The organism is Mesorhizobium sp. WSM3864 (assembly GCF_002294955.1).
Classification (GTDB): domain Bacteria; phylum Pseudomonadota; class Alphaproteobacteria; order Rhizobiales; family Rhizobiaceae; genus Mesorhizobium.
Window position 1 is genome coordinate 37,499 of the sequence record NZ_NSGD01000017.1, and the last position, 25,677, is coordinate 63,175.

The 25,677-nt window shown below is 60.9% G+C and carries 22 protein-coding genes and 7 pseudogenes; 16 read left to right on the forward strand and 13 right to left on the reverse strand.

Features of this window, described 5'->3' with window-relative positions; translation table 11 throughout:
- Positions 1–317: 317 nt before the first annotated feature.
- The 5 genes and pseudogenes from CK215_RS24980 to panD all read left to right on the forward strand — a co-directional run bounded on the left by CK215_RS24980 (position 318) and on the right by panD (position 4,561).
- Positions 318–1,238: a hypothetical protein gene (locus tag CK215_RS24980; RefSeq protein ID WP_095832504.1), complete on the forward strand. Its 921-nt coding sequence runs from the start codon at positions 318–320 to the stop codon at positions 1,236–1,238.
- A gap of 62 nt (positions 1,239–1,300) precedes the next feature.
- A complete protein-coding gene (nadA, locus tag CK215_RS24985; protein WP_095809149.1) occupies positions 1,301–2,275 on the forward strand; it encodes a quinolinate synthase NadA in 975 nt (324 codons plus the stop codon).
- Entirely contained in the window at positions 2,272–3,813 is a 1,542-nt protein-coding gene (locus CK215_RS24990; protein WP_095779877.1) for an L-aspartate oxidase, read from the forward strand. Before nadA ends, CK215_RS24990 begins: the two co-directional genes overlap by 4 nt.
- 83 nt (positions 3,814–3,896) lie before the next feature.
- A pseudogene (locus CK215_RS31955) lies at positions 3,897–4,062 on the forward strand (3-oxoacyl-[acyl-carrier-protein] synthase III C-terminal domain-containing protein); the annotation flags it as partial.
- Positions 4,063–4,108: 46 nt separating this feature from the next.
- Positions 4,109–4,561 carry an aspartate 1-decarboxylase gene (gene panD, locus CK215_RS25000; protein WP_095796152.1) on the forward strand — a complete coding sequence of 151 codons (453 nt, stop codon included), beginning with the start codon at positions 4,109–4,111 and terminating at the stop codon, positions 4,559–4,561.
- 360 nt (positions 4,562–4,921) lie between these two features.
- Here the strand turns inward: panD and CK215_RS25005 are convergent, their stop codons facing one another.
- Together CK215_RS25005 and fabG are read right to left on the reverse strand one after the other, a co-directional pair.
- Positions 4,922–5,512, reverse strand: coding sequence for a NodA family N-acyltransferase (locus CK215_RS25005; protein ID WP_095779879.1), 591 nt, complete (start codon positions 5,510–5,512; stop codon positions 4,922–4,924).
- A gap of 480 nt (positions 5,513–5,992) precedes the next feature.
- Complete coding sequence (gene fabG / locus CK215_RS25010) at positions 5,993–6,730, reverse strand: 3-oxoacyl-[acyl-carrier-protein] reductase (RefSeq protein ID WP_095779880.1); 738 nt, start codon at positions 6,728–6,730, stop codon at positions 5,993–5,995.
- Between the two features lie 168 nt (positions 6,731–6,898).
- On the opposite strand from fabG, the pseudogene CK215_RS31960 reads away from it, so the two are divergent.
- Positions 6,899–7,053, forward strand: a pseudogene (locus tag CK215_RS31960) (LysR family transcriptional regulator); the annotation flags it as partial.
- On the opposite strand, the gene CK215_RS25015 reads toward CK215_RS31960, so the two are convergent.
- On the reverse strand, positions 7,040–8,248 hold the full coding sequence (locus tag CK215_RS25015; protein ID WP_095779881.1) for a beta-ketoacyl-[acyl-carrier-protein] synthase family protein: 1,209 nt from the start codon (positions 8,246–8,248) through the stop codon (positions 7,040–7,042). The pseudogene CK215_RS31960 and the gene CK215_RS25015 sit on opposite strands and share 14 nt — an antisense overlap.
- Positions 8,249–8,527 carry an acyl carrier protein gene (locus CK215_RS25020; protein ID WP_067318693.1) on the reverse strand — a complete coding sequence of 93 codons (279 nt, stop codon included), beginning with the start codon at positions 8,525–8,527 and terminating at the stop codon, positions 8,249–8,251.
- 559 nt (positions 8,528–9,086) lie between these two features.
- Between CK215_RS25020 and CK215_RS30915 the strand changes: the two genes are divergently transcribed.
- Complete coding sequence (locus tag CK215_RS30915) at positions 9,087–9,293, forward strand: hypothetical protein (protein WP_141245525.1); 207 nt, start codon at positions 9,087–9,089, stop codon at positions 9,291–9,293.
- A gap of 252 nt (positions 9,294–9,545) precedes the next feature.
- Here the strand turns inward: CK215_RS30915 and queE are convergent, their stop codons facing one another.
- The 9 genes and pseudogenes from queE to panB all read right to left on the reverse strand — a co-directional run bounded on the left by queE (position 9,546) and on the right by panB (position 15,972).
- A complete protein-coding gene (queE, locus tag CK215_RS25025; protein WP_095809148.1) occupies positions 9,546–10,280 on the reverse strand; it encodes a 7-carboxy-7-deazaguanine synthase QueE in 735 nt (244 codons plus the stop codon).
- Positions 10,277–10,633 (reverse strand): 6-carboxytetrahydropterin synthase QueD, encoded by a 357-nt coding sequence (queD, locus tag CK215_RS25030; RefSeq protein WP_095779883.1) that lies wholly within the window; start codon positions 10,631–10,633, stop codon positions 10,277–10,279. Before queD ends, queE begins: the two co-directional genes overlap by 4 nt.
- The gene (queC, locus tag CK215_RS25035; RefSeq protein ID WP_095779884.1) at positions 10,633–11,331 is read right to left on the reverse strand and encodes a 7-cyano-7-deazaguanine synthase QueC; all 699 of its coding nucleotides are present in this window, start codon (positions 11,329–11,331) and stop codon (positions 10,633–10,635) included. Before queC ends, queD begins: the two co-directional genes overlap by 1 nt.
- A 545-nt stretch (positions 11,332–11,876) precedes the next feature.
- Positions 11,877–12,125 (reverse strand): helix-turn-helix transcriptional regulator, encoded by a 249-nt coding sequence (locus CK215_RS25040; protein ID WP_095779885.1) that lies wholly within the window; start codon positions 12,123–12,125, stop codon positions 11,877–11,879.
- A 455-nt stretch (positions 12,126–12,580) separates the two neighbouring features.
- A pseudogene (locus tag CK215_RS25045) lies at positions 12,581–13,211 on the reverse strand (acyl-homoserine-lactone synthase).
- A 77-nt stretch (positions 13,212–13,288) separates the two neighbouring features.
- A pseudogene (locus CK215_RS25050) lies at positions 13,289–13,504 on the reverse strand (helix-turn-helix transcriptional regulator); the annotation flags it as partial.
- A 649-nt stretch (positions 13,505–14,153) separates the two neighbouring features.
- Positions 14,154–14,369 carry a hypothetical protein gene (locus tag CK215_RS31420; protein WP_141247142.1) on the reverse strand — a complete coding sequence of 72 codons (216 nt, stop codon included), beginning with the start codon at positions 14,367–14,369 and terminating at the stop codon, positions 14,154–14,156.
- A 79-nt stretch (positions 14,370–14,448) separates the two neighbouring features.
- A pseudogene (locus tag CK215_RS30920) lies at positions 14,449–15,207 on the reverse strand (pantoate--beta-alanine ligase).
- Between the two features lie 28 nt (positions 15,208–15,235).
- Positions 15,236–15,972 (reverse strand): annotated as a pseudogene (gene panB, locus CK215_RS25065) (3-methyl-2-oxobutanoate hydroxymethyltransferase).
- A 174-nt stretch (positions 15,973–16,146) separates the two neighbouring features.
- Between panB and CK215_RS25070 the strand changes: the two are divergent.
- From CK215_RS25070 to CK215_RS25110, 9 genes and pseudogenes are all read left to right on the forward strand, one after another.
- Positions 16,147–17,115 (forward strand): hypothetical protein, encoded by a 969-nt coding sequence (locus tag CK215_RS25070; protein ID WP_095809145.1) that lies wholly within the window; start codon positions 16,147–16,149, stop codon positions 17,113–17,115.
- A gap of 82 nt (positions 17,116–17,197) precedes the next feature.
- Positions 17,198–17,347: pseudogene (locus CK215_RS31965) on the forward strand (quinolinate synthase NadA); the annotation flags it as partial.
- A gap of 152 nt (positions 17,348–17,499) precedes the next feature.
- Positions 17,500–18,378, forward strand: a complete 879-nt coding sequence (gene nadC / locus CK215_RS25080; RefSeq protein WP_095779889.1) for a carboxylating nicotinate-nucleotide diphosphorylase — start codon at positions 17,500–17,502, stop codon at positions 18,376–18,378.
- Positions 18,379–18,564: 186 nt separating this feature from the next.
- On the forward strand, positions 18,565–19,545 hold the full coding sequence (bioB, locus tag CK215_RS25085) for a biotin synthase BioB (RefSeq protein WP_095802547.1): 981 nt from the start codon (positions 18,565–18,567) through the stop codon (positions 19,543–19,545).
- On the forward strand, positions 19,542–20,681 hold the full coding sequence (locus CK215_RS25090; protein ID WP_095809144.1) for an 8-amino-7-oxononanoate synthase: 1,140 nt from the start codon (positions 19,542–19,544) through the stop codon (positions 20,679–20,681). Before bioB ends, CK215_RS25090 begins: the two co-directional genes overlap by 4 nt.
- Positions 20,678–21,313, forward strand: a complete 636-nt coding sequence (gene bioD / locus CK215_RS25095; protein WP_095779892.1) for a dethiobiotin synthase — start codon at positions 20,678–20,680, stop codon at positions 21,311–21,313. Before CK215_RS25090 ends, bioD begins: the two co-directional genes overlap by 4 nt.
- Positions 21,313–22,578 carry an adenosylmethionine--8-amino-7-oxononanoate transaminase gene (locus tag CK215_RS25100; RefSeq protein ID WP_095832515.1) on the forward strand — a complete coding sequence of 422 codons (1,266 nt, stop codon included), beginning with the start codon at positions 21,313–21,315 and terminating at the stop codon, positions 22,576–22,578. The genes bioD and CK215_RS25100 overlap by 1 nt, the downstream gene beginning before the upstream one ends.
- Positions 22,575–23,558 carry a beta-ketoacyl-ACP synthase III gene (locus CK215_RS25105; protein ID WP_095779893.1) on the forward strand — a complete coding sequence of 328 codons (984 nt, stop codon included), beginning with the start codon at positions 22,575–22,577 and terminating at the stop codon, positions 23,556–23,558. The genes CK215_RS25100 and CK215_RS25105 overlap by 4 nt, the downstream gene beginning before the upstream one ends.
- Before the next feature lie 350 nt (positions 23,559–23,908).
- The gene (locus tag CK215_RS25110; RefSeq protein WP_095779894.1) at positions 23,909–25,555 is read left to right on the forward strand and encodes an MFS transporter; all 1,647 of its coding nucleotides are present in this window, start codon (positions 23,909–23,911) and stop codon (positions 25,553–25,555) included.
- The last annotated feature ends 122 nt before the right edge of the window (positions 25,556–25,677 follow it).

Sequence of the window (25,677 nt, forward strand, 5' to 3'; positions counted from 1 at the left end):
GGTGCGGCCTTCCTGTTGACGCCGGCTGCTATCAAGAACAGCCCGCTTTCGGCGAGCTTTGGTGCTGCCACGCGCCGCTCGGCCGACAGGCTGAGATCGCTCAATCCACGTCTCTCCTCACCCGGCGTTACCCATGGCGACTGTCGCGTTTGGCATATTATTGTCTGGGTGCGAAGAGATATAATCGCCACTCGCGTGGTGTTGACGCGACGAGTGGTATGATAAAACACAGAGCTAAATCGGTTTAGACGGGGCGGAGCTCTGCCAAGTAGGCCAGGACTTATGACTAGGCAAAGGGACCGAGGAAAGGCAGAGCTATAGGCAAGACCAACGACGTCAACGCGGACCTGATCGCAGTCGTCGTCGCCGTGAACGACGCTGGACCATGTGTTCTGACCATCGAACAAGGGGCCGCCCTCCCCTCGGGCCCGTTTGAACTCGCTCATCGTTCGCTCCAGTCGAGCCTCAGGGCATGGGTGGAACTGCAGACCGGCCAGCCTCTCGGTTACATCGAGCAGCTCTACACCTTCGCCGATCGCGATCGGACCGGCGGCGACGAGCGCGTGATCTCGATCAGCTATCTCGCACTCACCCGCCAAGAAGATGCGGGCGCCTCGGGCAGGCGCAGCTGGGCGAGCTGGTACGACTATTTCCCCTGGGAGGATCATCGCTACGGCAGGCCCCCGATGCTGGAACAATTGTGGCCGCGCCTCATCGAATGGGCGCAAGGCGCGGACGACGGCGCGACGCGGTTCGAGCGCCGGCGGCGAGCGGCGGTCGCCTTTGCCATGGACGACCGCGCATGGAACGAAGAGCTCGCGCTGCAGCGCTACGAGCTGCTCCACGAAGCCGCCCTGGTGGAGGAAGCAAAGCGCGGCGGAGATTCTGCCATCCTCGCGCCGGTGCCGGGGAGATCGATGAGGGCCGATCATCGCCGCATTCTGGCAACGGCTATTGCGCGGCTGCGCTCCAAGATCAAATACCGGCCTGTTGTGTTCGAACTGATGCCGCCGCTCTTCACGCTTTTACAGCTACAGCGAACCGTGGAGGCGCTCTCCGGCAGGCTCATCAACAAGCCGAACTTTCGCCGGCTCATAGGGCAGCAGGAGCTGGTTGAGAAGACCGGAGCGACGACCGCCGAGACCGGCGGCCGGCCGGCGCAGCTCTACCGCTTCCACCATGCTATTCTAGACGAGAGGCCTGTGGCCGGCACAAAATTGCCGCTCGTACGGGGTTGACACCACTTATAGTCACAACGATTATAGGCCTTATAATCGCGTTGACTATAACTGGAGGCTCGATGAGCGCCGTCCTGCCTTCGAGCGCCTCGCTATACGACCGCGTTCGGCGCGTTATCCCACCGATCGAGTGGCCGGTCTTCGTTGACGACATCGACGCGATACTGAAACTGAAGCGACAGCGCAACGCGGTCATCCTGGCGCACAACTACCAGACGCCGGAGATTTTTCACTGCGTGGCTGACATTGTAGGCGACAGCCTGGAGCTGGCCCGCAAGGCGATGACAGTCGACGCGGATGTGATCGTACTAGCCGGCGTGCATTTCATGGCTGAAACAGCCAAGCTCCTCAATCCCGACAAGACCGTGCTCATCCCGGATCTCGCCGCCGGCTGCTCGCTGGCCGACTCGATCACGGCCGAAGACGTGCGCCTGATGCGGCAGCGTTATCCCGGTGTTCCGGTCGTCACCTACGTCAACACCTCCGCCGCGGTGAAAGCTGAGTCAGACATCTGCTGCACCTCAGGCAACGCGCTCGCAGTGGTGAAGTCGCTCCGGGTGCCGCGCGTGATCATGCTGCCCGACGAATATCTGGCGAAGAACATCGCGCGACAGACGAAGGTTGAGATTATCGCCTGGAAGGGGCACTGCGAGGTGCATGAACGCTTTGAAGCGGCCGACATCCGCGAGCTGCGTGAGGCGCATCCCGGCATCAGCGTACTTGCCCATCCCGAATGTCCGCCCGCGGTCGTGGCCGAAGCCGACTTCGCCGGCTCGACGGCGGCGATGTCCGACTATGTCGCGCGGCATAGGCCGGCGCGTGTGGTGCTGATGACGGAATGTTCGATGAGCGACAATGTCGCGGTCGAGCATCCGGACGTGGATTTCGTGCGTCCATGCAATCTGTGCCCGCACATGAAACGCATCACGCTCGCCAACATCCGCACCGCGCTCGAAGAGAACCGTCACGTCATCACCATCGATCCGCACGTCACTGAACGGGCCCGCTGGGCTGTGGAACGCATGCTCTTCGTATGACGCCCGCCATCCATGACATTGGTGGGGCGCCGGTCATTATCGGCGCTGGCCTCGCCGGCCTGCTGACGGCGCTTCATCTGGCGCCCCAACCGGTCGTTCTGCTCTCCAGAACCCCGCTCGGAACCGACACCTCGAGCACGCTTGCACAGGGGGGGCTCGCAGCCAGCCTCGGCGAGGACGATACGCCGGAACTCCACCTCACCGATACGCTTGCTGCCGGCGACGGACACTGCGACGAACAGATGGCCAGGCGGGTGATTGAGGCCGCACCTAAAGCCATCGAGAATCTCATCCGTCTCGGCGTTCCCTTCGACCGCTCACTCGACGGGAGGCTGCGGCTCGGCCTGGAAGCGGCGCATTCGCGTCGCCGCATCGTCCACGCCGCCGGCGACGCAACCGGCCGCGAGTTGTTTCGGGCGCTGCTCGGCGTGGCGCGGCGAACCCATTCGATCACGATCATGGAAGGCATGACAGCGCTTCGCTTGGTTGTGTCGGAGGGCAGCATTGTGGGCTTGGTGGCAGTCTTGCACGGCGGCGTGCTCGCATTCCCCACACGCCGCGTGGTGCTGGCGACCGGTGGGATAGGCGGGCTGTTTTGCGACACAACGAACCCGCTCTCCTCATTCGGGCATGGTCTTGCGCTTGCCGCCTGTGCTGGAGCGGAGCTCGCCGATCTCGAATTTGTGCAATTCCACCCGACCGCGCTCGATGGTCCGCGCCGGCCAATGCCGCTTGTCAGCGAAGCGGTACGAGGCGAAGGCGCGGTGCTGATCGACGAAGACGGCCATCGCTTCCTGGCCGACACACCCGGAGCAGAACTCGCATCGCGCGACGTGGTTGCGAGGGCGATCTCGGATCAGCTCGCTGTCGGGCATCGCGTCTATCTCGATGCCCGACATTGCCTCGGGCAGAAATTCGCAAGACGCTTTCCGGCGATCGACGCTATTTGCAAGCAGGCCGGCATCGATCCGGCTGTGGAGCCTATTCCCGTGCGTCCCGCCGCTCACTATCATATGGGCGGAGTGGCCGTTGATGCCGAAGGGCGCAGTTCCGTTGGCGGCCTGTGGGCCTGCGGCGAAGTCGCATGCACGGGACTGCATGGCGCCAACCGGCTTGCCAGCAACTCTCTCGCGGAAGCTGTTGCGACAGCAGTCTGGGTCGCGGCAAGCGTGGCTGGATCTTGCGCGGGTTGGCAGTGGCCCAGGCTTCCCGCAACCATTCCCGTCCGGCCCGACCCTTCACCCATACGCCCGCTCGTGTCGAAAGCGCTTGGCATTGTTCGGAATGGCAAATCTATGCGCGATACGGTCGCGACACTGCTGCCGATCTCTGTCGGCGAGACGGTCGCGGCCGATCCGGCGCTGGTGACACTGTTGATGGCTATCGCAGCCCTTCGACGCGAGGAGAGCCGCGGTTCACATTACCGATCCGATTTCCCCCGGCGCCATGCTGCTGCCCTCCCCTCACGACTGACGCTCTGCACAGCCTTTGAGAATGCCGTCACGATCAGTTGGCAAACATCCGAACGGAGCTGTTGATATGACTTCACCTGCACCGCTACCTCGATTGGTTCGTGCATCATCAGGACCAATGTTCGATTTTTCGTCGTGGTCGGGAGAAACTCGGCATAGCCGATCGCGCAATCGTCACTATGGCAACTCTTCCGCCGCGACGATCCGATCTTGCTCTCGCTCGCCCATCGGGCGCAGCCATTTTGGCCGGGCGATAAAATTCTTTTGGGGGCGGCGGGTGCGGGTCTCAGCGGCGGTGCGCTGGCCGTTGTGATTAGCCGGGCGTTGCCAAGACTCACCTCGTATGCTGATGAGGACAACAATGCGAAAAATAGTGGCCGGCAAGCTGCACGGCATCCACGTCACCGAAGCGAACCTCAACTACCACGGTTCGATAACGCTCGACCCCGACCACTGCGAGGCAGCCGGCATCCTGCCGATGGAATTCGTGGAGATATGGAATAGAAATTCCGGTGCGCGGATTTCGACCTATGTCATCCTCGGCGAGCGCGGTTCACGCTGTTGCATCCTGAACGGAGCGGCGGCTCGTACCTGTCAGCCCGACGACCCGATTATTGTCTGCAACTCCATCTACCTGGACGAAGCGCATATCACCTCGCTGAAGCCGCGGATCGTTACGTTCGACCAGGATAACTACATACTCGACCGCCTGAGCTACTCCGTCGATCTTGACACAGATGGCCGGTACAGTTTCTCCATTCTTGACGAGGCGAATGAGCCTTTGATCATTCCTGCCCTCGTCTCCGGGGCGTGAGCCGCGCTCAGCAGATGTGCGAGCTTCTTCGCCTCGTTGCAACTTGCTCGGCGCCGAAGAGCGTCTTCCACGAAGTGGCTGACGCTCAGCTTCGAAAGGCCGACCCACAGCGCTTTCGGCACCGCATGCCTTCGTGGGATGCCGCAATGTCTCGCATCTGGTGACGGCGAAGAGGGTCCGGAACGTCTGTGCGCGCGGAACCCCGCGTCCGGACGATTTAGATGCGCGGATTTTGCATGTTAATTCAGCCTCGATTGCCCACAGCTAACGTGAATGGGATCGCGTATTCAGTCCGAGCAGCTCTGCAAAAACCCGCCGCTGCGGTGCCTTCAGTGCGATCACCCGGCACTTCAAGATGTTTCATAGCTCCGGACCGTTCCGATCAATCAGGGTGCCGGATGGCCACTCGCTCATCGAGCGTCCAATCGGCACAACCACGACGAGCACGTCCTCGACGCGCGTGGGCGGCAGGTCCAGATACACATCTGGGAGGGTGGACCGCACGCGAACGCCCGACACAATCGCCGCCATGCCGTCTCTGCAGAACCTCTCCATATGGTTCCGCATCGCGCGCCGGACGGTGCCGAAAGCGAATGGAACCCCAAGCTGCCGCAATACCGGATATACAACGCGCATTGAATGACTGATCCCTTGTCCCTCAAGATCCGGACGCACCCCGTACAGCCCCAGGTCGGCCACCAGGAGTTCGACCTCGTCAACCTTGATGAAACGGCGGAGTATGCCGATATGAGCCGCTACGCCGTGCGCGTCGTAGCCGATTGCGCGGAGCTCCGGCCTCGCACCGGCCCAGCTACGGCCGCCTTCGAATGGCTTTGAGTTGAAGGCCCCAGTCGGTCCGTAGGTTTTTTGGAAGAACTCGGAGAGTTCGACATGGTCGGTCTGTTGCAAGTCGCTTTCCCAGCACAACCTCCACCGCACGTCAGAGCACATGGAAACACCTCATCTTTGTTGCTGTTTTGTTGGGAAGCGCCTAGCAGGGGGATGCTTGTCGCATCGAGCCGGCTCGATGCAACTTGCGCAGGTCACCGAGGAAACTAGCCGCAATGACCAAGCGACTCCGTTGTGTTGCGAGCACACCGTCAGGCGTACGCCGGAAAAAACTGCTCGGAGCCAATACAACATGGATAATTGCCCTTTGGCTTGCATTCTTTGAAATCTCGCTATGCGACGTTTTGCAGAATTGGCAAAATCGTTTGTTTCGAATGAATGCATCCACGCTATGGATAGGAAAGCATGCGCTTCAAAGAACTTGATCTAAGCCTCCGCCCAAGGCGGCCTTGATCACGACGCTCGACCTCGCCAGTTGCCCCACCGACCGGGTCGTCAGTTCCAGACCAACCGACCGCTATCTGGGTGGGAACCTTCCTGCCCTGTTGATACGCGTCATCGGGGCGCACTGAACTTTTTAGGCTAAATCATTGCCATGCCGCCGTTGACATGAATGGTTTGGCCGGTGATGTACGCGGCCTCGTTCGAGGCTAGGTAGACCACAGCCGAGGCGACTTCCAAGCCGGTGCCCATGCGCCTGGCCGGAATGGCGGCCATGATCGCTTCTTTCTGCCTGTCGTTCAGCTTGTCGGTCATGGCCGATTCGATGAAGCCCGGCGCCACGCAGTTCACCGTCACGCCGCGTGTCGCGATCTCCTGCGCCAGCGATTTCGACATGCCGATCATGCCAGCCTTTGAGGCGCAATAGTTCGCCTGGCCGGGATTGCCGGCTACGCCGGACACGGAGGTGATGTTGATGATGCGGCCGTTGCGGCGGCGCATCATCGGATGGGTCAGTTCGCGTGTGAGCCGGAACACGGCGGTCAGGTTGACCTCGAGTACCGCGTCCCAGTCCGCGTCCGACATGCGGACAAAAAGCCCATCCTTGGTGATGCCCGCATTGTTGACCAGTATGTCGACGCCTTCGAGTTGGGCTTCCGCGTTTGCGCCCAGGGCCTTGACCTCGTCGCGGTTCGAAAGGTTCGCCGGAAACAGTTTTGTCCGCCCGCCAAGTTCGGCAGCCAACGCCTCGAGCTTTTCGACACGCGTGCCGTGCAGGCCGACGGTTGCGCCGTGCGCGTGAAGCGCCCGCGCCACGGCCTCGCCGATTCCACCGCTTGCTCCGGTGACGAGCGCCTTGCGGCCGGTCAGATCGAACATTTATCGATTCCCTTTCTAAGGACCGGCTTCGCACGGAAGCGGTCACTGGCGGCCCTGCGTGCCTCCAGACATTGTCGGGTAAAGCTTTGGACAAACCCTCGAGCCGAACCGAAGGCGTCGCTTAACCTTCCGCGGTACGTCCAAATCGCTTCAGTTGAGAAATCTGCAAAAACGGGGCCCAGGCTCGTCGAGCTTCCGCTGCCACTTGGCGCATTCACCGAAACGGTCCAAAGGCAGCCCCTCACAACTGTGATCCGGCAAGCATTTGGATACGAGAGGTAGAGTTACGGGAGGCATTTCGCATGGGTTCTACACCTGCTTGAATGCCAGCACCGCGTTCAAGCCACCCATGGAGAAAGCATTGCTCATGGCCACGTGCACCTTGCGCTCGCGGGCAACATTGGGGGTGACATCGAGATCGCATTTGGGATCCCGCTCGCGATAATTCGCGCTCGGCGGAACAACACCCTCTTGGATCGCCATCACACAGGCGATCATTTCGAGCGCGCTCGCTCCCCCGAGGCAGTGGCCGTGTGTGGACTTGGTGGAGGAGACGGACAGCGAGTTAGCATGGTCACCGAAGACGCGCTTGATCGCCGCCGTTTCTATTTCGTCGTTGGCCTTGGTGCCGGTGCCATGCGCGTTTAGGTACTCGACATCCTCGGCATTCAGCCCGGCATCGGCAAGACAGGCGCGCATCGCCGCTTCCGGTCCATGGACAGCCGGCGCGGCGATGTGGAAGGCATCAGCGGAAAGGCCGATGCCTGCGATCTCGGCAAGGATCGTGGCGCCGCGCGCCGTGGCATGCTCATAGCTTTCCAGCACGGCCATGCCCGCACCCTCGCCCAGCACTACGCCCCTTCTGTCGGCGGAGAAGGGCCGGCAAGTATCCGGAGCGAGTACGCGCATGGCGTCCCATGCCTTCACCACAAAAAATACGAAGGGCGCGTCGCTGCCTCCGGCAAGCATCACGTCGGCTCGCCCGTACCTGATCTGGTCGACGGCCGATGCGATCGCATGGTTGGCCGAGGCGCATGCGGAGGTGGTGGCGAAGACCGGCCCACGCAGGCCGAGGCTCATGCTGACATGGCAGGCAGCTGCGCTCGGCATCCCCTTTACTCCAGTCAAGAGACCCACGCGCGCCGCGCCGTCCAGAAGGAGGGCGCGGTAGGCCTTTTCGGTCGCCTCCCAGTCACCGAAGCCGACGCCCACTGTAGCGCCGAAGCGATGGGCATTTCCTTCATCGCAGGAAAGTCCGGCCTGGCGCATGGCTTCGTGCGCCGCAAGCACGGCAAGCAGGCTGCAGCGGCCCATGGAGACGAGTTGCCTGGGCTCAATGTCGTGCTCAGGCAATGCTTTGATCTCGGCGCCGATTATGCCTTCCAGACCATGAAGTTCTGAATTGACAATCGGGCCGATGGCCGAGCGGCCTTCGCGCATGCCTGTCCAGATCGAGGTGGCATCGGTGCCTAGCCCGCACAGCCCGCCTATACCGGTGATGACAACGCGTCTGTCCATTCAAGCGGCCTTGGCAAGCAAGCTGCGGATAGCTTCCACGATGCCGCCGACATTCTGGACACCCGACCAAGCCTCGGCCGAGTTCATTTCGATCTTGATGCCATACGCCTGCTCCAGGTCCCAGAGCACGTCCGCTAACCCCAGTGAATCGATGCCGAGGCCAGTCAGTTCCGTCGTAGTGGTTATTTCGCCGACGGATAGCTTGGTCCCCTCACCATTCTCTGACTCGACGCGTTTCTTTATTATGGCAATGATTTCCGTTGTGAGTTGATCAGTCATTTCCGTTCCTTTCCATTTCACCTATTTTGACGTGGAGCGCGGCGCCATGCCTCTGCCACGCGTCGCGAAAATCGTCCCTGACTAGGCTTGTGCCACTCACGAGTACCGATTGATTAGAGATGGTCTGCGGGGTAGGGGTCGATGACGAAAGCCTTGCCGGCACCCGATTTAGCGCCGGCACGCCGGCATCCCGGATGTGCAAAGTGGACCGTCGTCAAACGACTCGGCCGCCTTCGAGTGGGTCTGGATGAAGACCCCAGTCAGTCCATAGGTTCTCCGGGAAGTCGGAGAGTTCGAAACGGCGGCCAGCTACAACTCATTTTCCCAGCACAACTTCCGTCGCACGTCTGAGCTCATGGATAGATTGTCCTTTCCGGCCCTTTTTTCGCAGTCGTTCACGATAGTGGTAGCGGGTGATCAGTGTGTTGTAAGGTGCTGTCGTCAGATGCGAGATTCCGGAGGATTGATAAAATCGTTTGTTTCGATGAGACGCATCTACGCCGTGGATACATTTCAAGCGATCCGGTAAGCCCTCTGGTTGCGGGAGATAATGCTACAGATGCATCCCGCATTGGCACCCCACGCAAAGCTCGGCACGGGGCACTCCTACATGCTCAGCGCCTCGCGCTCGCTTTCCGATTTCGACGAAACGCTGCCGGATAGCGCAAGGCACAAAGGTCACCTTCCGCAGGGCAAGTTCATGCTGTGGGTCGGGCTTGCGAACACCATCGAACTCTTTCAGGCCTGCATCGCCGGGACATCGTGATCGCCCAAGGAAGATGTTCAGCGCTATCGGCGAGAAAGAGCTGCGACAAGCCGAAATTTTCGACCGGCCAATCCCCCAGGCTGGAATTCGACACGGAGCAACGACGATCGGGGACTTGCCTTCTGTCGAACTCTGTCGGCGGCCGAAGCCGCTGCCTGGCCTCAAGCACCTCCGCAAGTACTCGGCAGCGCCGCCAGATAGGAGCCACCGTCGAACCGAAGATCCGCAGGCGCATTTCCCGTACAGGCGAGACTAGACGCCTCGCTTGTTTCCCCAGAGCATAACGTGCAGCTGCGGCAACACGCGCGCTTCGAACCACCTGTCGCGTGTCACCTTTTCCACAAGCCACTCCATGCGTATGATTATTCCGTTCAGGTCGACAGGTGCGTCTCCATTGCCAAGGCGCGGTGGCGTGTGATTGCCGGGTTGCAGATAAACCGGAAGGTGTGGAAATCGCGCGGCAGCATCTTTGGCGTATGCGTAGTCACTCTCGTCGAAAACAACGAGCTTGAGCACGATTTGCGGCTTGTCCTGCGCCGCTTCTGTGCACGCTTTGAATGCAGCCCAATCCGTCTTCATCTCGCTTGACGGCGGCTTTGGGCTGAGAACCAGCACGTCAAGATCCGCAAACCAGTCCCTGGCCACCGAACCTTGGGTTTCCAGCGCAAAACGGTAGCCTTCACCATGGCCAAGCTTGATCAGCGTAGCGAACGGCTGAATCGCCGGATTGCCGCCTGACAGCGACACCATCACCGGCCGGCCACCGGAAAGCCCAACGACGCTTTGCCACACCATATCGATCGGCATCATCTCCCATTCGCGGCGGAATTGGTTGTCCACCGCATGGAGGCTGTCGCACCAGGAACACCGGTAGTCACACCCGCCGGTTCTGATGAAGACTGTAGGCAAACCAATGAGCACTCCCTCGCCCTGGACGGTGGGCCCAAATATCTCGCTCACACGAATTGCAGGACGCGTGTCCGTCACGGCCGGTATTCCGCCCAGGTTTTCGGGGTTTCGCTTACCCGCACGGCGGCGGTTTCCGGCAGACGTTCCTTGCACCATTCATAGAAATGTCTGGCCAAGTATTCCGCCGTGACTTGCTCATGTCCCAGCACTTCGTTGAGGTGCCGATGGTCGAGGCTGTCGTCTATATAGCGTTTGAGCGGCGCCAGATCGTGATAGTCGCGCACGAAGCCGTGCGCGTTTAGGTCCTTGGCCGATAGCTCCACTTCGACGATGTAGTTATGCCCGTGCAGGCGTGCACACTGATGATCGGGTGGCAACGAGGTTAGTTGATGCGAGGCCGAGAAGTGGAATTCCTTGGTGATGCGGAACATCAGGCCCTCCTCCTCCGCAGCGCCTCGAGCCAGAAGTTGGCGTCTTCGTAGTCGGTTGGATCAGCGTGCCTCGCGAGATGAAACGCCTCGCGCCGCTCCACGCAGGTCCCGCACCGTCCGCAGTGAAGCTCGCCGCCCTTGTAACACGACCAGGTCTCCGCAAATGGGGTTCCGTTTCTTGCTCCATCCCCGACGATGTCGCCCTTCGTGAGGTTGACGTAGGGGGTATAAAGGCGAATGTCGGCGTAGCCGTCGAGCGCGCGGTCTTGCATCACCTGGAAAGCTTCGATGAAGGCCGGACGGCAATCTGGATAGATGAAATGGTCCCCACCATGTACGGCCATCGCCACCGCTTCGGCCTTGTGCGCGGCGGCGAGACCGAAGGCGATCGCCAACATGATGGCGTTCCGGTTCGGCACCACCGTGATCTTCATCGTGTCTTCGGCGTAGTGTCCGTCCGGCACGTCGACATCATCGGTCAGCGCTGAACCGGAAAGGCCGCGGCCAATTTCGGGGATGTTGATGATCTGGTGCAAAGTGTTCAGTCGCTCCGCGCAGAGAGCGGCAAAGCCCAATTCTTTCCTGTGCCGTTGGCCGTAATCGAAAGACAGGAGGCCGGCGAGTTCGTGCTCCGCTGCCACGCTGTGAGCAAGGGCAACGGAGTCTAATCCTCCGGAACAGATAACGAGAGTCTTCATTGTGGGATCCTTGTTTTGACCGGGTAAGGCTGCGACCGGAGATTTCTCTGCGCTCCTCCTATCTCAGCGAGTCAATGTTGTGAACCCGGTGTTAGTCTGATGCGCTATGCGCTGACGTGCCGTGGTGCAGAAGGTGGTGCAGCAGGGTTCCCGACAGCGGGGCTGAGCCTCGTTCGTGGATTCCAAGCCCAAGCGTATGCTCAGCCGGAAAAGCGCAATTCGGGCGCGCCCGAACTCTGCACAAGAGACACGCTTCAATCCGCGTGCCGCCGCTTTAGAGCGGCGTGTTGATTATCGAGTCTGGAGGTTGTGCGATCGCGCAACTCCTCGAGCCAAGGCCGGCGCTTCGGCGAAAGCGCCGTTCCGTGCTGCCCGGTCGTCTAAAATTGACAGATCAGCAGTGGTAGCTTGAGAGGGAAAGATGCATCATGTGCTTGCCGGTGGTTCCGTTCTGTTATTAATCCTGTCGCCATCGGAACACCAATTAGTTGGTTCGTACGCGACCTGCTCCCCACAGACCTAACGGGCAACAAGTCTTCCCCTGATTAGGCCGCGTCAAGTATGTCCGCCTCAAGAATTCCCACGGGTAGTGACAGCGATTTCGCGATCCGATCTCGATAACCCTTGTTGTATCTCAGACCGGACTCAATGTTCAAGATTTCCTCAGCGGCTAGGCCGCACGCCACCGCCAGGTCGTCGACGGAATATCCAAGGTGCTCACGATAAGCACGGATGATGTGGGTTCCCCCCAACATAGCCTTCAAGACTGGCTCGGGAATGCGCGGATCTTTCATATATCACCTCGAAGGAGAGCAGAGGCGCCTGACAGCTCGGGAGAGTTCCACCCGAGTTGGCGCTCGTAGCAAGTCGAATAGATGGACATCAATTCGACCGGTTCGGTCTCGTCCATGGGCAACCTGAATGGCGGCCGGACCGGTATATGGCGGTTCAACTGGTTCTGATCAAGTCCGATGAACCTGCCTGCCTAAGATGGCCTGAGCGGCTGTACCAGTCGCTGCGCGATCCCGGCGGCTGGTCATCGCCGAACCTCTTGGGCAGGAATTCGACGCTTGCGGAGCGCTGAATCCAAGGCCGTCGTGACAGCTCCCTGGCCATGTCGGAGCCACCATTCACCCGTCGATGAATTGACTGGAAGGTCGTAACCTTCGCAGCTACGCCAGTCTGGTCAGCAATCGACAGTTCGTAGCGCCCGCGGGCAGGAGCATTGGTCAGGCTGAGCATCGTTAGCCTATGCCGACAGGCCGAAAACCGGTTGCCATAACACCGGTCCGTTCAGACGTCCCTTCCAGCGGATGCGCAAGAGGCTAGCGTGGGAAATCTCGAGAAAGCCGGCGACTGCCTCCGTGTTACCGACTGGCTTTGGCTGTCCGATGCGCGACAACGGCCACGTTGCAAGACGCAGGATCCGCTCCATGCGTGTATCGGTCACTGTCACAATCCGAGTGAGATTGTTCGCCAAGCCAAATTCGATCATGCCGGCGAAGAGTTCGTAGGTTGCTTGCGCCAGTCCACCAGCCTTAGGCGCTGATGGAGGCAGATCGAGTGCGAAACGACTGCTCTCCCAAATGCAGGCACTCGCGGGCGCCTCAGTCTCACCCAGCAGCATCGGAAATGTGTCGCGCAACATTTGTCGGTCCGGTAGTCGGCAGAAGACGGACGCAACCGCAAATTCGCCAGTCGGATCCCTTGAGAAGCAGATAGACGGGGTTCAGGCTGTCAAATGCGTCTGTTTCCATCTCGCTTTCGGTCTCAACTTCCCAATCCAGCCTTTCCTTGAAGACCCGATGCCGGATCCCGTGCATTTCTTTGAGCTCGTTTGGAAACTCGCCGTAGAGTTCAGGTGTTATCAGCTGCATCATTTGTCGCCTCCGGGCAGGATATGTTCCCGCCATTGAAGAGCAAAGCCGACATTGATGCAGCCTGTAGACCTTTACAGCTATCGGACAAAAAAGGGGTCAGGATTTCCACTGGCGGAAGCAGTCAGTCGCGCCACGCACTGGTTGATGGTTCGCACGCCAAGCTTTGCCTTGGTGTTTTCCAGGTGGAACGTCACGGTGCGCTTCGAGACGGCAAGGATCCGGCTGATATCCCAGGCCGACTTACCGCGCGCTGCCTATGTCCGTGATTCAAACTCCCGCGGCGTCAGCCAAACTCAGCTGCTTTTTCCAGAATTTCCTGCTGTGAGGGACGTCTGGCCGGAGGCGCACGGGTGAAATAGGCGAAGAGCGGAAAATTGAATCCGGCTGCGGCGGCATTGCCTCATGGAGATCGACAGCATCGACGCTTGCAGAGAGTTGCTCGACGAGTTTTCAAACACGCGATAGATCTGCCCTTTGCGCAACCTTCTCAAGTGTTGCTCGATGATTAGGCTGAGACTTGGTCTAACGACCCCGCACCGACGCGACGGGGACGACTTCGCCATCATCGCCTTGCTTGTCGCGGCTTGGCTCGGCGACACACGCCTCATCGATAACGTCTCAACATCCCCGGTTGGCACGTGGCCAGCTTCGCGGTGTTCGCTTCAACCGGAAACAGCAAAGTATTGGCAAGCTGGCGCACACCCCGCCAGACCCAAAACACAGGCCGACTGGAAGAGGAAAAAAGTCCGCGATGAGCGGGCTTTTTGATGGAGAGGACCAATGGACCGTTCAAACGAAAACGCTTTGCTACAGCTTGGAAGAGATTCAGGAGCATATCAATGCTGCGTTAACTGAAGCAGAGCATGCCGATAATTTGCGAATCAGTGTCAAAAGGCCTCGGTGGCCACCGATTGCTAGCCGTTTCAATCGACGACCATGATCCTACTTCCCCGTGAAGTGTTCGTTATTATCGATGTGCTGAGCGGCTCTTAGGAGCTTGAAGCGCGGGTGAGAGCAGCCGCGACATGGCGGAAACGTCTTTTCGAACACGCAAGTCACTTCATGTTCCTTGGCATGGTTCTTGTCGTGAACAACTTGGTAGATACCAGAGTGCTGAACTTTGTCACCAGGTTTGAAAATATCGCCAATTGCAGCCATCGAATCGCTCCAGTTGTAATCCGGCGCGTTACTACCGACCATCGGTCTGTTTGTAAAGTAGATAAGCGCCCAAACTTTGCTAATGGCTGCAGGTCCGTCTCCCCACGGAGTTCCAGGTACTCGACCCCGCGATAACCCGCTGGCAGAATTGCTGCACGCGCTTCATCAAGCATGGGCAGGACAGGAAAGCCGCGCGCAAGCCGCTCCGCCGTGTCGAGCAAGACCGAAGAGCCTTGGGGCGATGACGCGTTCTGCTGGCGAGAGCCGGACGTTGCGCGACATAGCGCAAGACCATCGGGTTCGCGGACTGTTGGACATGCGACCACGGCGTCGGAATATCGAGGTCCCGGACCATGCGCCTGACAAGCTGAAGCTGCTGGAATTTCTTTTCGCCAAACAGGCGAAGTCAGCGCCGTCTGCAGGGAGAGCTTGGCCACGACCGTCGCACACCGTCGAAATGGCCGGACCGGAAGGCGCCGCACAGGCCCTCGCTGAGAGTGGACACCGAAACGGTCGTGTCAAAGCCAGCTGGATACAACTCGTCTTAATCCGGCACATAGAGCAGATGTGCGCCTGTCGTCACGAGCTCGGCGGCATCTTCGTTTTCCGGGCGGGGATAGGCGGCAAAGGTCGGCGGCACTGTTGAACTGCTTAGGATTGACGACAGCGTCACGACTACCGCCTCAGCCTTCTGAAGCGCGGCGCGCACGAGGCTCAGATGGCCTTCAGGCAGGCCCCCCATGGTCGGCACAACGGCGACACGGGCGCCCTGAGCACGATGCCATCCCGCTGCAACAGCGCGGAGCTCGGCAACGGTTCCAACGATCGGCACGCTCATGTGAGGTCTCCGGCCTTGGTCTCGTTGGCTAAAGATGTTCGGCCGCCGGAAAGCGCCGTTCCCTCACGCCGGCGGCATAAGCCGCAATCGCGGACAGGGGTAAAGAGGCCGAGCATGTCGTCGCTCACCAGAACTGGCCGCCGCAGGCTGGCGAGGCGCCGATGCCGATAGTGGGGATTTCGATCTCTGCGCTAATGCGGCGTGCGATCGGGTCGGGGAATTTCTCCAAACACCACTGAGAAAGCGCCTAACTACGTGACCGCAGCAGCGTCGCGCCTGATCCGCTCGGCATCGTCTCCCCGCCGCTGGACACGGTAGCCGCCGAAAATGTTGACTGCCTGCGGGGTCAAGCCGACAAGGGCCATTACAGGTACACCGCGGGCGGTGAGAAGGCGAATTGTATGGGCCATGGACCGGCCGCCCTCGAGCTTCACCGCTGCACATCCGGTCTCTGCGATAAGGCGGCCGCTTTGCGGAAGGCCTGCTGCGGCCCCTCTTGGTAGAACCGAACGGCATGTCGACGACCATCAGCGCGTGTTGCAGGCCGCGGCCGTGCATGATCATCCTTTCGAGGCTGCCCCCAGCGCCGAGGATAGCCTGTGCATTATCATGCCGACGCTGTCCCCGACGAGGCCAATGTCGCAATGTCGATCGGCCATCCTGGCGACCGGGGTGTATAGGCAGTGAGGCGGACGAGTGGGGCCTGGCCTTCCGCGAGCGGATATCCGGTGGCGTATTTGCGTTCGCATCACTCGGAGCGCTCAATCTAGGCCTCCTTCCGTTGCGTTACCAACCGCCGGAGTCGCGTTTGGCACATTTTGGTGCAAGTGCGAAGAGATAAGAATGCCGTCCAGCTGTGGGGTGTTGACGTGCAGGAAGTCACGCTTACACTAAATCGATTAGAGTCTCGCCGAGCTGGGGCCAACCAAGTTCGCAGATATGGAAGAGCAACGAACACGACCCGGGAAAGACAGAGCCGAGGATAAGGCCGACGAAGCCAAAGTGGACCTGACCGCGGTGGTCGTCGCCGTAAATGGCGGTGAGCCCTGTCTTCTCACAATCGGTCAGGCGGACACCTTGCCCTCCGGACCATTTGCGCTCGAGCACCGATCACCGCAATCCGGTTTGAGGGGGTGGGTCGAACAGCAAACCGGCCATCCCCTTGGGTATATCGAGCAACTCTACACGTTCGCCGATCGGGACCGTGCCGGCCCCGAGCGCCAGCAGCGCGTCATCTCGATCAGCTATCTCGCACTCACCCGGAAGGAACAGGGGACGACCTCATCCACGTGCGGCTGGCAAAGCTGGTACGAATATTTTCCATGGGAGGATCACCGCTCCGGCTCGCCGCCGATGGGCCTGGATATTCTGCGAGCGCGCTTGATGGAATGGGCAGACGGCGCTGGCGATCCGGCCAGGCAGCGCGAACGCCGGCAGAGGGTGGCGATCGCCTTCGGCTTTGACGACCGCCATTGGAACGAGGAGCTCACGCTCCAACGCTATGAGTTGCTCTACGAAGCAGGATTGGTCGAAGAGGCTAGCGACGGGAAGGCCGCGCCTCCGTCTGCGGCCGTCTCAGGCAAGGCGATGGTCGCTGATCATCGCCGCATCCTGGCGACAGGCGTTACGCGGTTGCGCTCCAAGATCAAATACCGGCCAGTCGTATTCGAGCTCATGAGACCGACTTTCACGCTGCTCCAGCTGCAGCGGACGGTGGAAGCATTGGCTGGCAGACTGATCGACAAGCCGAACTTCCGCAGGCTTGTTGAGCAACAAGAGCTGGTCGAGGAGACTGGCGACACTTCAGTCGATACGGGTGGGCGGCCCGCAAAGCTCTATCGCTTCCGCCGTGCCGTGCTCGATGAAAGAGCTTTCGCCGGGACAAAATTGCCAATGTCTCGGGCTTGACACAGCTTATAGTCAAGCTAGAAATATTCCCCTTATTGTCACATCGAATATAATCGGAGGCGCTGATGACTGGGCGTTACCTATGGCCGCGTCCCTAAATGAGCGCGTCAGGCGGGTGATCCCGCCATTCGAATGGTCGGCTTTTGCCGACGACATTGAAGCGACCCTCGCGCTGAAGCGCGCGCGCAATGCGGTCATCCTGGCGCACAATTACCAGTCGCCGAAATCTTTCACCGTGTGGCTGACCAAGAGAGCCGTGGTTCGCACTTCCGCACTGATTTCCCTGGCGCGATGCAGAGGCGTGCCTCGCCAGGCTGACACTCCGCGGCGCAGTGCGGGTCGCACTCGCAATTGGGTGGCAGGCACGGACACGGAGCACCTGATATGAAACCGTTCGCACCCCTGCCCTCGACCCTGATTGAACCGATCGTGCGCGGTGCGCTCCTGGAAGACCTGGGCAGATGCGGCGACCTGACCAGCGATGCGGTGATCCCGCATGATTGCACGGCCACTTTGATGCTCAAGTCGCGCGAAACGGGAATCATCGCCGGCCTCGATCTGGTTGCGTTCGCCCTGCTGCTCGTCGAGCCTGCGATCCAAATGCAAATCTGGCGCCCGGACGGCAGCGATGTCGCGGCCGGCGAGATCATTGCCAAGCTGTGCGGACCGGCGCGTGGCCTGCTCACGGCCGAGCGCACGGCGCTTAACTTCCTTTGCCGCCTGAGCGGCATTGCCACGGCCACAGCCGCGATGGTCGAGGCTGTGCGTGGCCATAAGGCAAAGATCGTATGCACAAGAAAAACGACGCCCGGTTTGCGCGCACTTGAGAAGTACGCCGTGCGTGTCGGCGGCGGCGCCAATCACCGTTTCGGGCTCGATGACGCCGTGCTGATCAAGGACAACCACATCGCCATCGCCGGCGACATTCGCACGGCAATAGAGCGAGCGCGCGCCGCCGCGGGCCATATGGTGAAGATCGAGGTCGAGGTCGACACGCTGGAGCAGCTTGATATAGCGCTCGCGCTGGGAATCGACGCAGTGCTGCTCGACAATATGTCGGTCGAAGATCTTGCGCGCGCCGTGGCGACGGTCGATGGCCGCGTCATCACCGAGGCTTCCGGTCGGGTGACACCGATCACGGCCCCGGCGATCGCGGCGACCGGAGTAGATCTCATCTCCGTCGGATGGCTGACACACAGCGCGCCGATCCTCGACATCGGCCTGGATATGCCGGCCCACGGGTACGGCTGCAGCCTGAACTGATGGAAACGAAAAAGGAAGAGCCTCGCAGCTGCAGGCGCAGACCAGGTGCTGCAGGAGCCTGCACCCCGCGCATTGCGCTGATCGATGGCTCATGTCGTAACAGGCTCGCCGACCGACAGACTTCGGCATGCGTTCGTGGACCAGAAACAAAGAATTTTTGACGATGACGATTGGAAAGAAGTGGGGATGAACAAAGCCCTGGGACCGATGGACAGAGTGCTGGCGCGATGGAACCGCAAAGAGGCCGAGGCTATCTACGGCATGCCGTTCAACGACCTGCTCTTCCTGGCACAGACCATCCATCGGCAGAACTTCGATCGAAACCGTGTGCAGCTCAGCCGGCTGCTGAGCATCAAGACCGGCGGCTGTCCGGAGGATTGCGGCTATTGCAGCCAGTCTGCGCATCACGCAACTGGCCTGAGAGCGTCGAAGCTGATGGAGGTCGAGCGTGTCATCGCCGAGGCGGCCAAGGCGCGTGAGGCCGGAGCCACGCGCTACTGCATGGGCGCTGCCTGGCGAAAGCCCAAGGCGCGCGACATGGATGCGGTCGTGGCGATGGTCGAGGGGGTCAAGGCGCTCGGCATGGAGACCTGCATGACTCTCGGCATGCTCGATCTTGAGCAGGCCACACGTCTAAAACAGGCAGGCCTCGACTACTATAACCACAACATCGACACCTCCGAGCGCCATTACGGTGGGGTCGTCTCGACCAGGACCTTCGCCGACCGGCTGGAAACGCTTGAGCATGTGCGCGAGGCCGGCATGAAGGTCTGCTGTGGAGGCATTGTCGGGATGGGAGAGGAAAAGGCCGACCGCATCGACATGCTGATCACGCTCGCAAATCTGCCTGAGCCGCCCGAAAGCGTGCCGATCAACATGCTGATCCCGATCGATGGCACGCCGCTCGGCCAGTCCAAACCCATCGATCCGATCGAGTTCGTCCGTACCATTGCGCTCGCCCGCATCTTGATGCCGAAGTCCTATGTAAGGCTCTCCGCCGGTCGCACCGGCATGACCGACGAGACGCAGGCGCTGTGCTTCTTTGCCGGCGCCAACTCGATCTTCGTCGGGGACACGCTGTTGACGGCGGACAATCCCGACGAGGACAAGGACAGGCTTCTATTTCAGCGTCTCGGCATCGAGCCGATGGAATGTGAGGCCAGATGAACGAGCCGCCGCTTGCTCGCTTTGAGGCGACCTTGCAGGGGTTGGCGCGCAAGGATCGCCTGCGGACGCTTTCGCCCCGCACCGGGCTCGATTTCTCCTCGAACGACTATCTCGGACTTGCCGCCTCCAGGAGACTTGGCGATGCTGTCGCGGGGGCGATCGGACGGGGTACTCCGGTCGGCGCTACCGGATCGCGGCTATTGCGCGGCAATGCACCCGAACACGAGGCACTGGAGGTGGACGCGGCGGCATTCTTCGGGACCGAACGCGCGTTGTTCTTCGGCAGTGGCTACATCGCCAACTTTGCACTGCTGAGCACATTGCCGCAGAAGGGCGATCTGTTGATCCTCGACGCGCTCGCCCATGCCAGCATGCACGAGGGCGCGCAGGCCGGACGCGCCGAGTTCAAGCTGGCCGCACACAACGACGTCAACGCCGTCGAGGATGCGATCACCAGTTGGCGCTCCGAAGGCGGCATGGGGCGCGTCTGGATCGCGGTCGAAAGCCTGTACAGCATGGATGGCGACCGTGTGCCGATGGAGAGCCTCGTCGAGCTTGCCGATCGGCACGAGACATTCCTTATTGTCGACGAGGCGCATGCCACCGGCGTCTGTGGGCCAGGTGGCCGGGGGCTGGCCGCTGCGTTCGAGGGCCGCGACAACATTGTCGCGCTCCACACATGCGGCAAAGCACTCGGCGCGTACGGCGCGCTTGTCACAGGACCGCGAACGCTGTGCGACTATCTCATCAACCGGTGCCGGCCATTCATCTACGCCACCGCACCGTCGCCCCTGATGGCGGTCGCGGCGCGCGAAGCGCTCGCCATCCTGTCAGACGAGCCCACGCGCCGCGCTCAGTTGCGCGAGCGCATTTCCTTCGCGGGCCGGCAATTGGCCGAGCAGTGCGGCGTGACGCCTAGCGGCTCGCAGATCCAGCCGTTTGTCATCGGCGATGTCAGGCGCACCATGGCGGTGGCGGCGGCACTGCAGGCCCGCGGTTTCGACATACGCGGCATTCGTCCGCCGACCGTGCCCGAGGGTACATCACGCCTGCGCATTTCGCTGACGCTCAACGTCGGCGAAGCCGGCATTTGCGCCATGGTCGAGGCCCTCGTCGAGGTGTTGGCGACGGCATGACCAAGCGCCTCGTCGTCACCGGAACAGGCACCGGAATTGGCAAGACGGTATTTTCAGCGGGAATCGCCGGCTTGCTTGACGGCTTCTACTGGAAGCCGGTGCAATCGGGCCTCGACGAGGAGACCGACAGCGAGGTCATTGCCCGGCTTTCCGGCTTGCCCGCGGGGCGCGTCCTGCCGGAGGCCTATCGCCTGAAAAGCCCGCTCTCGCCGCATCGCTCGGCCGAGATCGATGGCGTCGCCATCGAAGCGGCGGATCTTGCCTTTCCGGTTTTACCGACACCGCTCGTAATCGAAGGCGCCGGCGGGCTGATGGTGCCGCTCAATCGACAGACAATGTTCATCGATATATTCGCGCAGTGGGGGCTGCCGATCATACTGTGCGCCGGCACCGCGCTCGGTACGATCAACCACACCTTGCTCTCGATAGAAGCGCTGCGGGCCCGTTCCATCCCGCTCCTCGGCATCGCCTTCATCGGCGAAGAGGTGGCCGATACCCAAAGGACAATCGTGGAGTTGGGCGGCGTGCAACAGCTCGGCAGGCTGCCACACCTCCATCCACTGACGGGTGAAACGCTGAGAGACGCGATGGTTGCCGGCTTCGACGTTGCCCTGATCGCCGGAGGCGAATGATGCTGGGGTCCCATGTCTGGCATCCGTTCACCCAACACGCGCTTGAACCAGCCATCCCTGAAATCGTACTGACCGAAGGCGCCTATCTCCACAAGGCCGACGGCGCGCGCATCCTGGATGCGATTTCTTCCTGGTGGGTCGTCACGCATGGGCATCGCCATCCCCGCATCAGGAAGGCCATCGAGACGACCGCGTCGAGCCTCGACCAGATCATCTTTGCCGGCTTCACCCACGAGCCGGCCGAAAGGCTGGCCGAAGCGCTCGTCGGCCTTGCTCCTACCGGCCTCGACTGGGTGTTCTATTCCGACAGCGGTTCGACCGCCGTCGAAGTCGCATTGAAGATGGCGCTCGGCTATTTCCGTAACATCGGCGCGCCGCGCTCGCGCATCGTCGTCATGGAGCATAGCTACCATGGCGACACGATCGGCACGATGAGCGTCGGCGCCCGCGGTGTATTCAACGCCGCCTACGAGCCCTTGCTGTTCGAGGTCGACACCATCCCCTTCCCGGCCGCAGGGCGTGAGCAGGAAACCCTGGATGGTTTCGAAGCAGTCTCGCGCGACCAGCGCGCGGCTGCGCTGATCGTCGAGCCGCTCGTGCTTGGCGCCGGCGGCATGCTGATGTACCCGGCCTGGGTTCTCAGCGAATTGAAGAGGATCGCCGAGGCCTCCGGCACCATGCTGATCGCCGACGAGGTGATGACCGGCTGGGGACGCACCGGAACCATGTTTGCCTGCGAGCAGGCGAACATCTCTCCTGATATCCTGTGCACGTCGAAGGGCTTGACCGGTGGTGTCATCCCGCTGGCGGCCACGCTCGCCACCGACGCCATGTTCCAGGCTCACTATTCGACGGACCGGCAGAAGACCTTCTTTCATTCGAGCTCCTATACCGCCAATCCGATCGCCTGCGCGGCCGCACTTGCCAATATCGAGATCTGGCGTGACGAGCCGGTGGCCGAGCGTATCGCGGCCCTGAGCGCGAGACAGGCCGCCGGGGTTCGGCGCTTTGGGGACAATCCCTACTTCGCCGACAGCCGGGCGACCGGCACGATCGCGGCCCTCGACCTGCGCACCGGCTCCGCCGGTTATCTGGCTGAGATCGGGCCCAAGCTGCGAACATTCTTCCTCGACCACGGTCTGCTCGTGCGCCCGCTCGGCAATGTGCTCTACCTCCTGCCGCCCTATTGCATCACTGGCAACGAGCTGGACGGGCTCTACAACGCGATCGAGGAAGCCGGCGAGCGCTTCGGTTCGAATCCGTGAACAGGTCGTCGCGCCTTCTCGGGTTTGGTCATCATGCACCAACGCGCAAGGTCGAGAACCCGGAGATCGAAAACAGTCTCGGGCTTGAACCCGGCTGGATCGAACGGCGCACCGGGATTCGGTCGCGCTTTTGGGCAGCGGACGAAGACACGCTGTCGGGCCTTGCCGCCTCTGCCGGCGAGATGGCGCTGGCGAACGCCGGCATCGACCGCAGCGACATCGGTCTGCTGTTGCTTGCCACCTCGACGCCCGACCATCTTCTGCCGCCAAGCGCGCCCCTGGTCGCACATCGGCTCGGACTCGGCCGCGCCGGTGCGGTTGACCTCACGGGCGCCTGCGCCGGCTTCATCTATGCCTTGATGTTCGCCGACGGATTCACCCGCGTCCATTGTAAAGCGACCCTGGTCATCGCCGCCAATATCCTCAGCCGCCGCATCAATCCTACCGAGCGCGCCAGCGCCGTGCTGTTTGCCGATGCCGCCGGCGCCGTGGTGATTGGTCCGTGCAAGGATACCGACCAAGGCATTCTTGGCGCCGCGATGGATTCGGACGGCTCGCGCTACGGGCTGATCCAGATACCCGCCGGAGGAAGCAACAGACCGTTCCATGGTGGCCTCGACCTTGCGCAAACGCGTATGACGATCGCCGACGGCGGCGAAGTATTTGCTAAGGCCGTGGAGATGATGACCGCATGCTCGCAAGACGCACTCACTGCTGCCCGAATGCGGCCGCAGGACATCGATCGGTTCGTGCCACATCAGGCCAACGCCCGGATTTTCGATTCCGTCGGACGGAACCTCGCAATAGCGGATCAGGTAATCGTCAAGACGATCGCCGAGTACGGCAACTCTTCCGCCGCGACCATCCCGCTCTCGCTGTCGCTCGCCCATCAAACGCAGCCATTTCGGGCGGGCGAAAAGGTTCTCCTTGCGGCGGCGGGTTCCGGCCTCACCGGAGGCGCGCTCATCCTCGGAATTTAGGGGTACGACGGCCATGAACAGGATTGGTCACGAATGATACTAGCAACACGAACCCAATGCGAAAAATTACTCGCCGGCAAGTTACATGGGCGCTGGCTCGGTGAACAAGAGCGATCACCCTGCAGACGGTTCTTGTCGAGCAGGGACGATCGGCGAGGCTTCCTTGCTGGGCGAGAAGTGGTTGGCGCCGGTCCAGGAAAGCGGAGCTATCTGAGCTCATGCGGGCCATCCTCATTGCGATGAAGTCATCCGACTCGATAGGTCGGCCCTTCTGATGCATTGATCAACATCGTAACGGCAGTAGGGCAGTCCTGAATTGAATAAGCGGCCGCTGGAAGGCGTCAATCGTCATGCAGTCCGAAAAAAATGCTCATCTGCCTGTCTCAACAACGCTCGCTCCATTTCGAAACCAGGTGTTTCGCTCGATCTGGACGGCCACGCAAATATCCAGCCTCGGATGGCTCGTGCAAACGGTCGCCATCAGTTGGCTGATGGCCACGATTTCCGCTTCGAATCTGATGGTTGCACTCGTGCAGGCCGCATCGACGTTGCCGGTGTTCTTTCTTTCGATCTTGGCCGGAGCCATCGCCGACAACTTCAGCCGCCGATGGGTGATGTTTGCGGGACACTGCCTGATAGCATTGGCGTCAACGACGCTGATGATTTCCGTGGGCCTGGGATTTGCCGGTCCCTGGCTAATTCTCGGATTAGGGTTCCTGGCCGGCTGCGGCTTTGCCTTGAATGATCCGGCCTGGCACGCTTCGGTTGGCGATATCCTTCACAAGCGCGACATCCCGGCCGCTGTGACGCTTATGTCTGTCGGATACAACATTGTGCGCAGCGTTGGTCCGGCTTTGGGTGGCGTGGTCCTGGCATTTTTTGGACCGCTGGCCGCTTTCGCGTTGGCAGCGCTGAGCGACCTGGCGCCGCTAACCGCAATATGGCGTACTACATGGGATGTTCGCACGTCACCTCTCCCGCGTGAGCGAATGACGATGGCAATTCATGACGGAGTGCGCTTCACGCTCATGTCGTTGGAAATCAGGGCAGCGATTGCCCGTGCAGCCCTTTTCGGGTTGGCAAGTATCTCCATCCTTGCGCTGCTCCCGCTATTCGTCCGGGACCAGCTGAAAAGCGGCCCAATCATCTACGGCATCTTGCTGGCGGGCTTCGGCATGGGTGCTTTCATGGCCGGCATGAGCAATAGCTTTCTAAGGCGGATCACGTCTCAAGACAGGCTGGTGTCGTTCGCCTCTGTTGCTTGTTCAGCATGTTGCCTTTCCCTTTCCCTGACATCGTCAGTCGCTGTGGCGGCCATTTCGCTGGCACTTGGTGGCGCGGGTTGGCTTATCACCTGGACGGGCATTGACGTGTCGGTTCAGCTGGCAAGCCCAAGGTGGGTGGTGGGCCGCACACTATCGATCTACTACGCCTTGAGCGCAGGCGGGATGGCGGCCGGCAGCTGGATCTGGGGGACTATCGCACAGAACTACTCCTTAGGCTGCGCTTTGGAGAGTGCCGCGGGCGCTCTGTTGCTCGTTGCTGCTGCGGGAATAGTGTTGCCGGTCCGTCCATGGGAAGAAACGGATCAGGAGAGTTCGGATTTTCACCCGCCTGAGCTGGCACTCGAGTTGAAGCCCAGGAGTGGTCCCATAGTGGTCAAGGTCGAGTATCTTATATCGGAAGACAATATCGAGTCCTTTCTGGGTTACATGCGCGCAAGGCGCCATGTTCAGAGCCGTGCCGGGGCGCGAAACTGGACACTGCAGCGCAATCTTCAAGCGCCTTCGATTTGGACAGAGACATTCCGCACGCCAACCTGGATGGACTTTCTTCGCCTGAATCATCGGCTCACGGCAGCGGATAAGGAAGTCAGCCAGCGTCTCCTGGCGCTGCATGATGGAGAGCGTCCTCCACAAACAATGCTTTCGATCGAACGAACGACTGAGGCAGCTCGAACCCGTGCCTCAGCAATCGTTTCTCGTCCTCCGAGGTGACGTGATCACGAACCCATCGCGCATTGGGACCTGCCGCGCCGGTCGACTTCGAGCAGCGCGTAAGCCCGCATCACCGGTAGGCGAGGCTATGCGTACGTCCCTCTCTCGCGAATATCCATGCC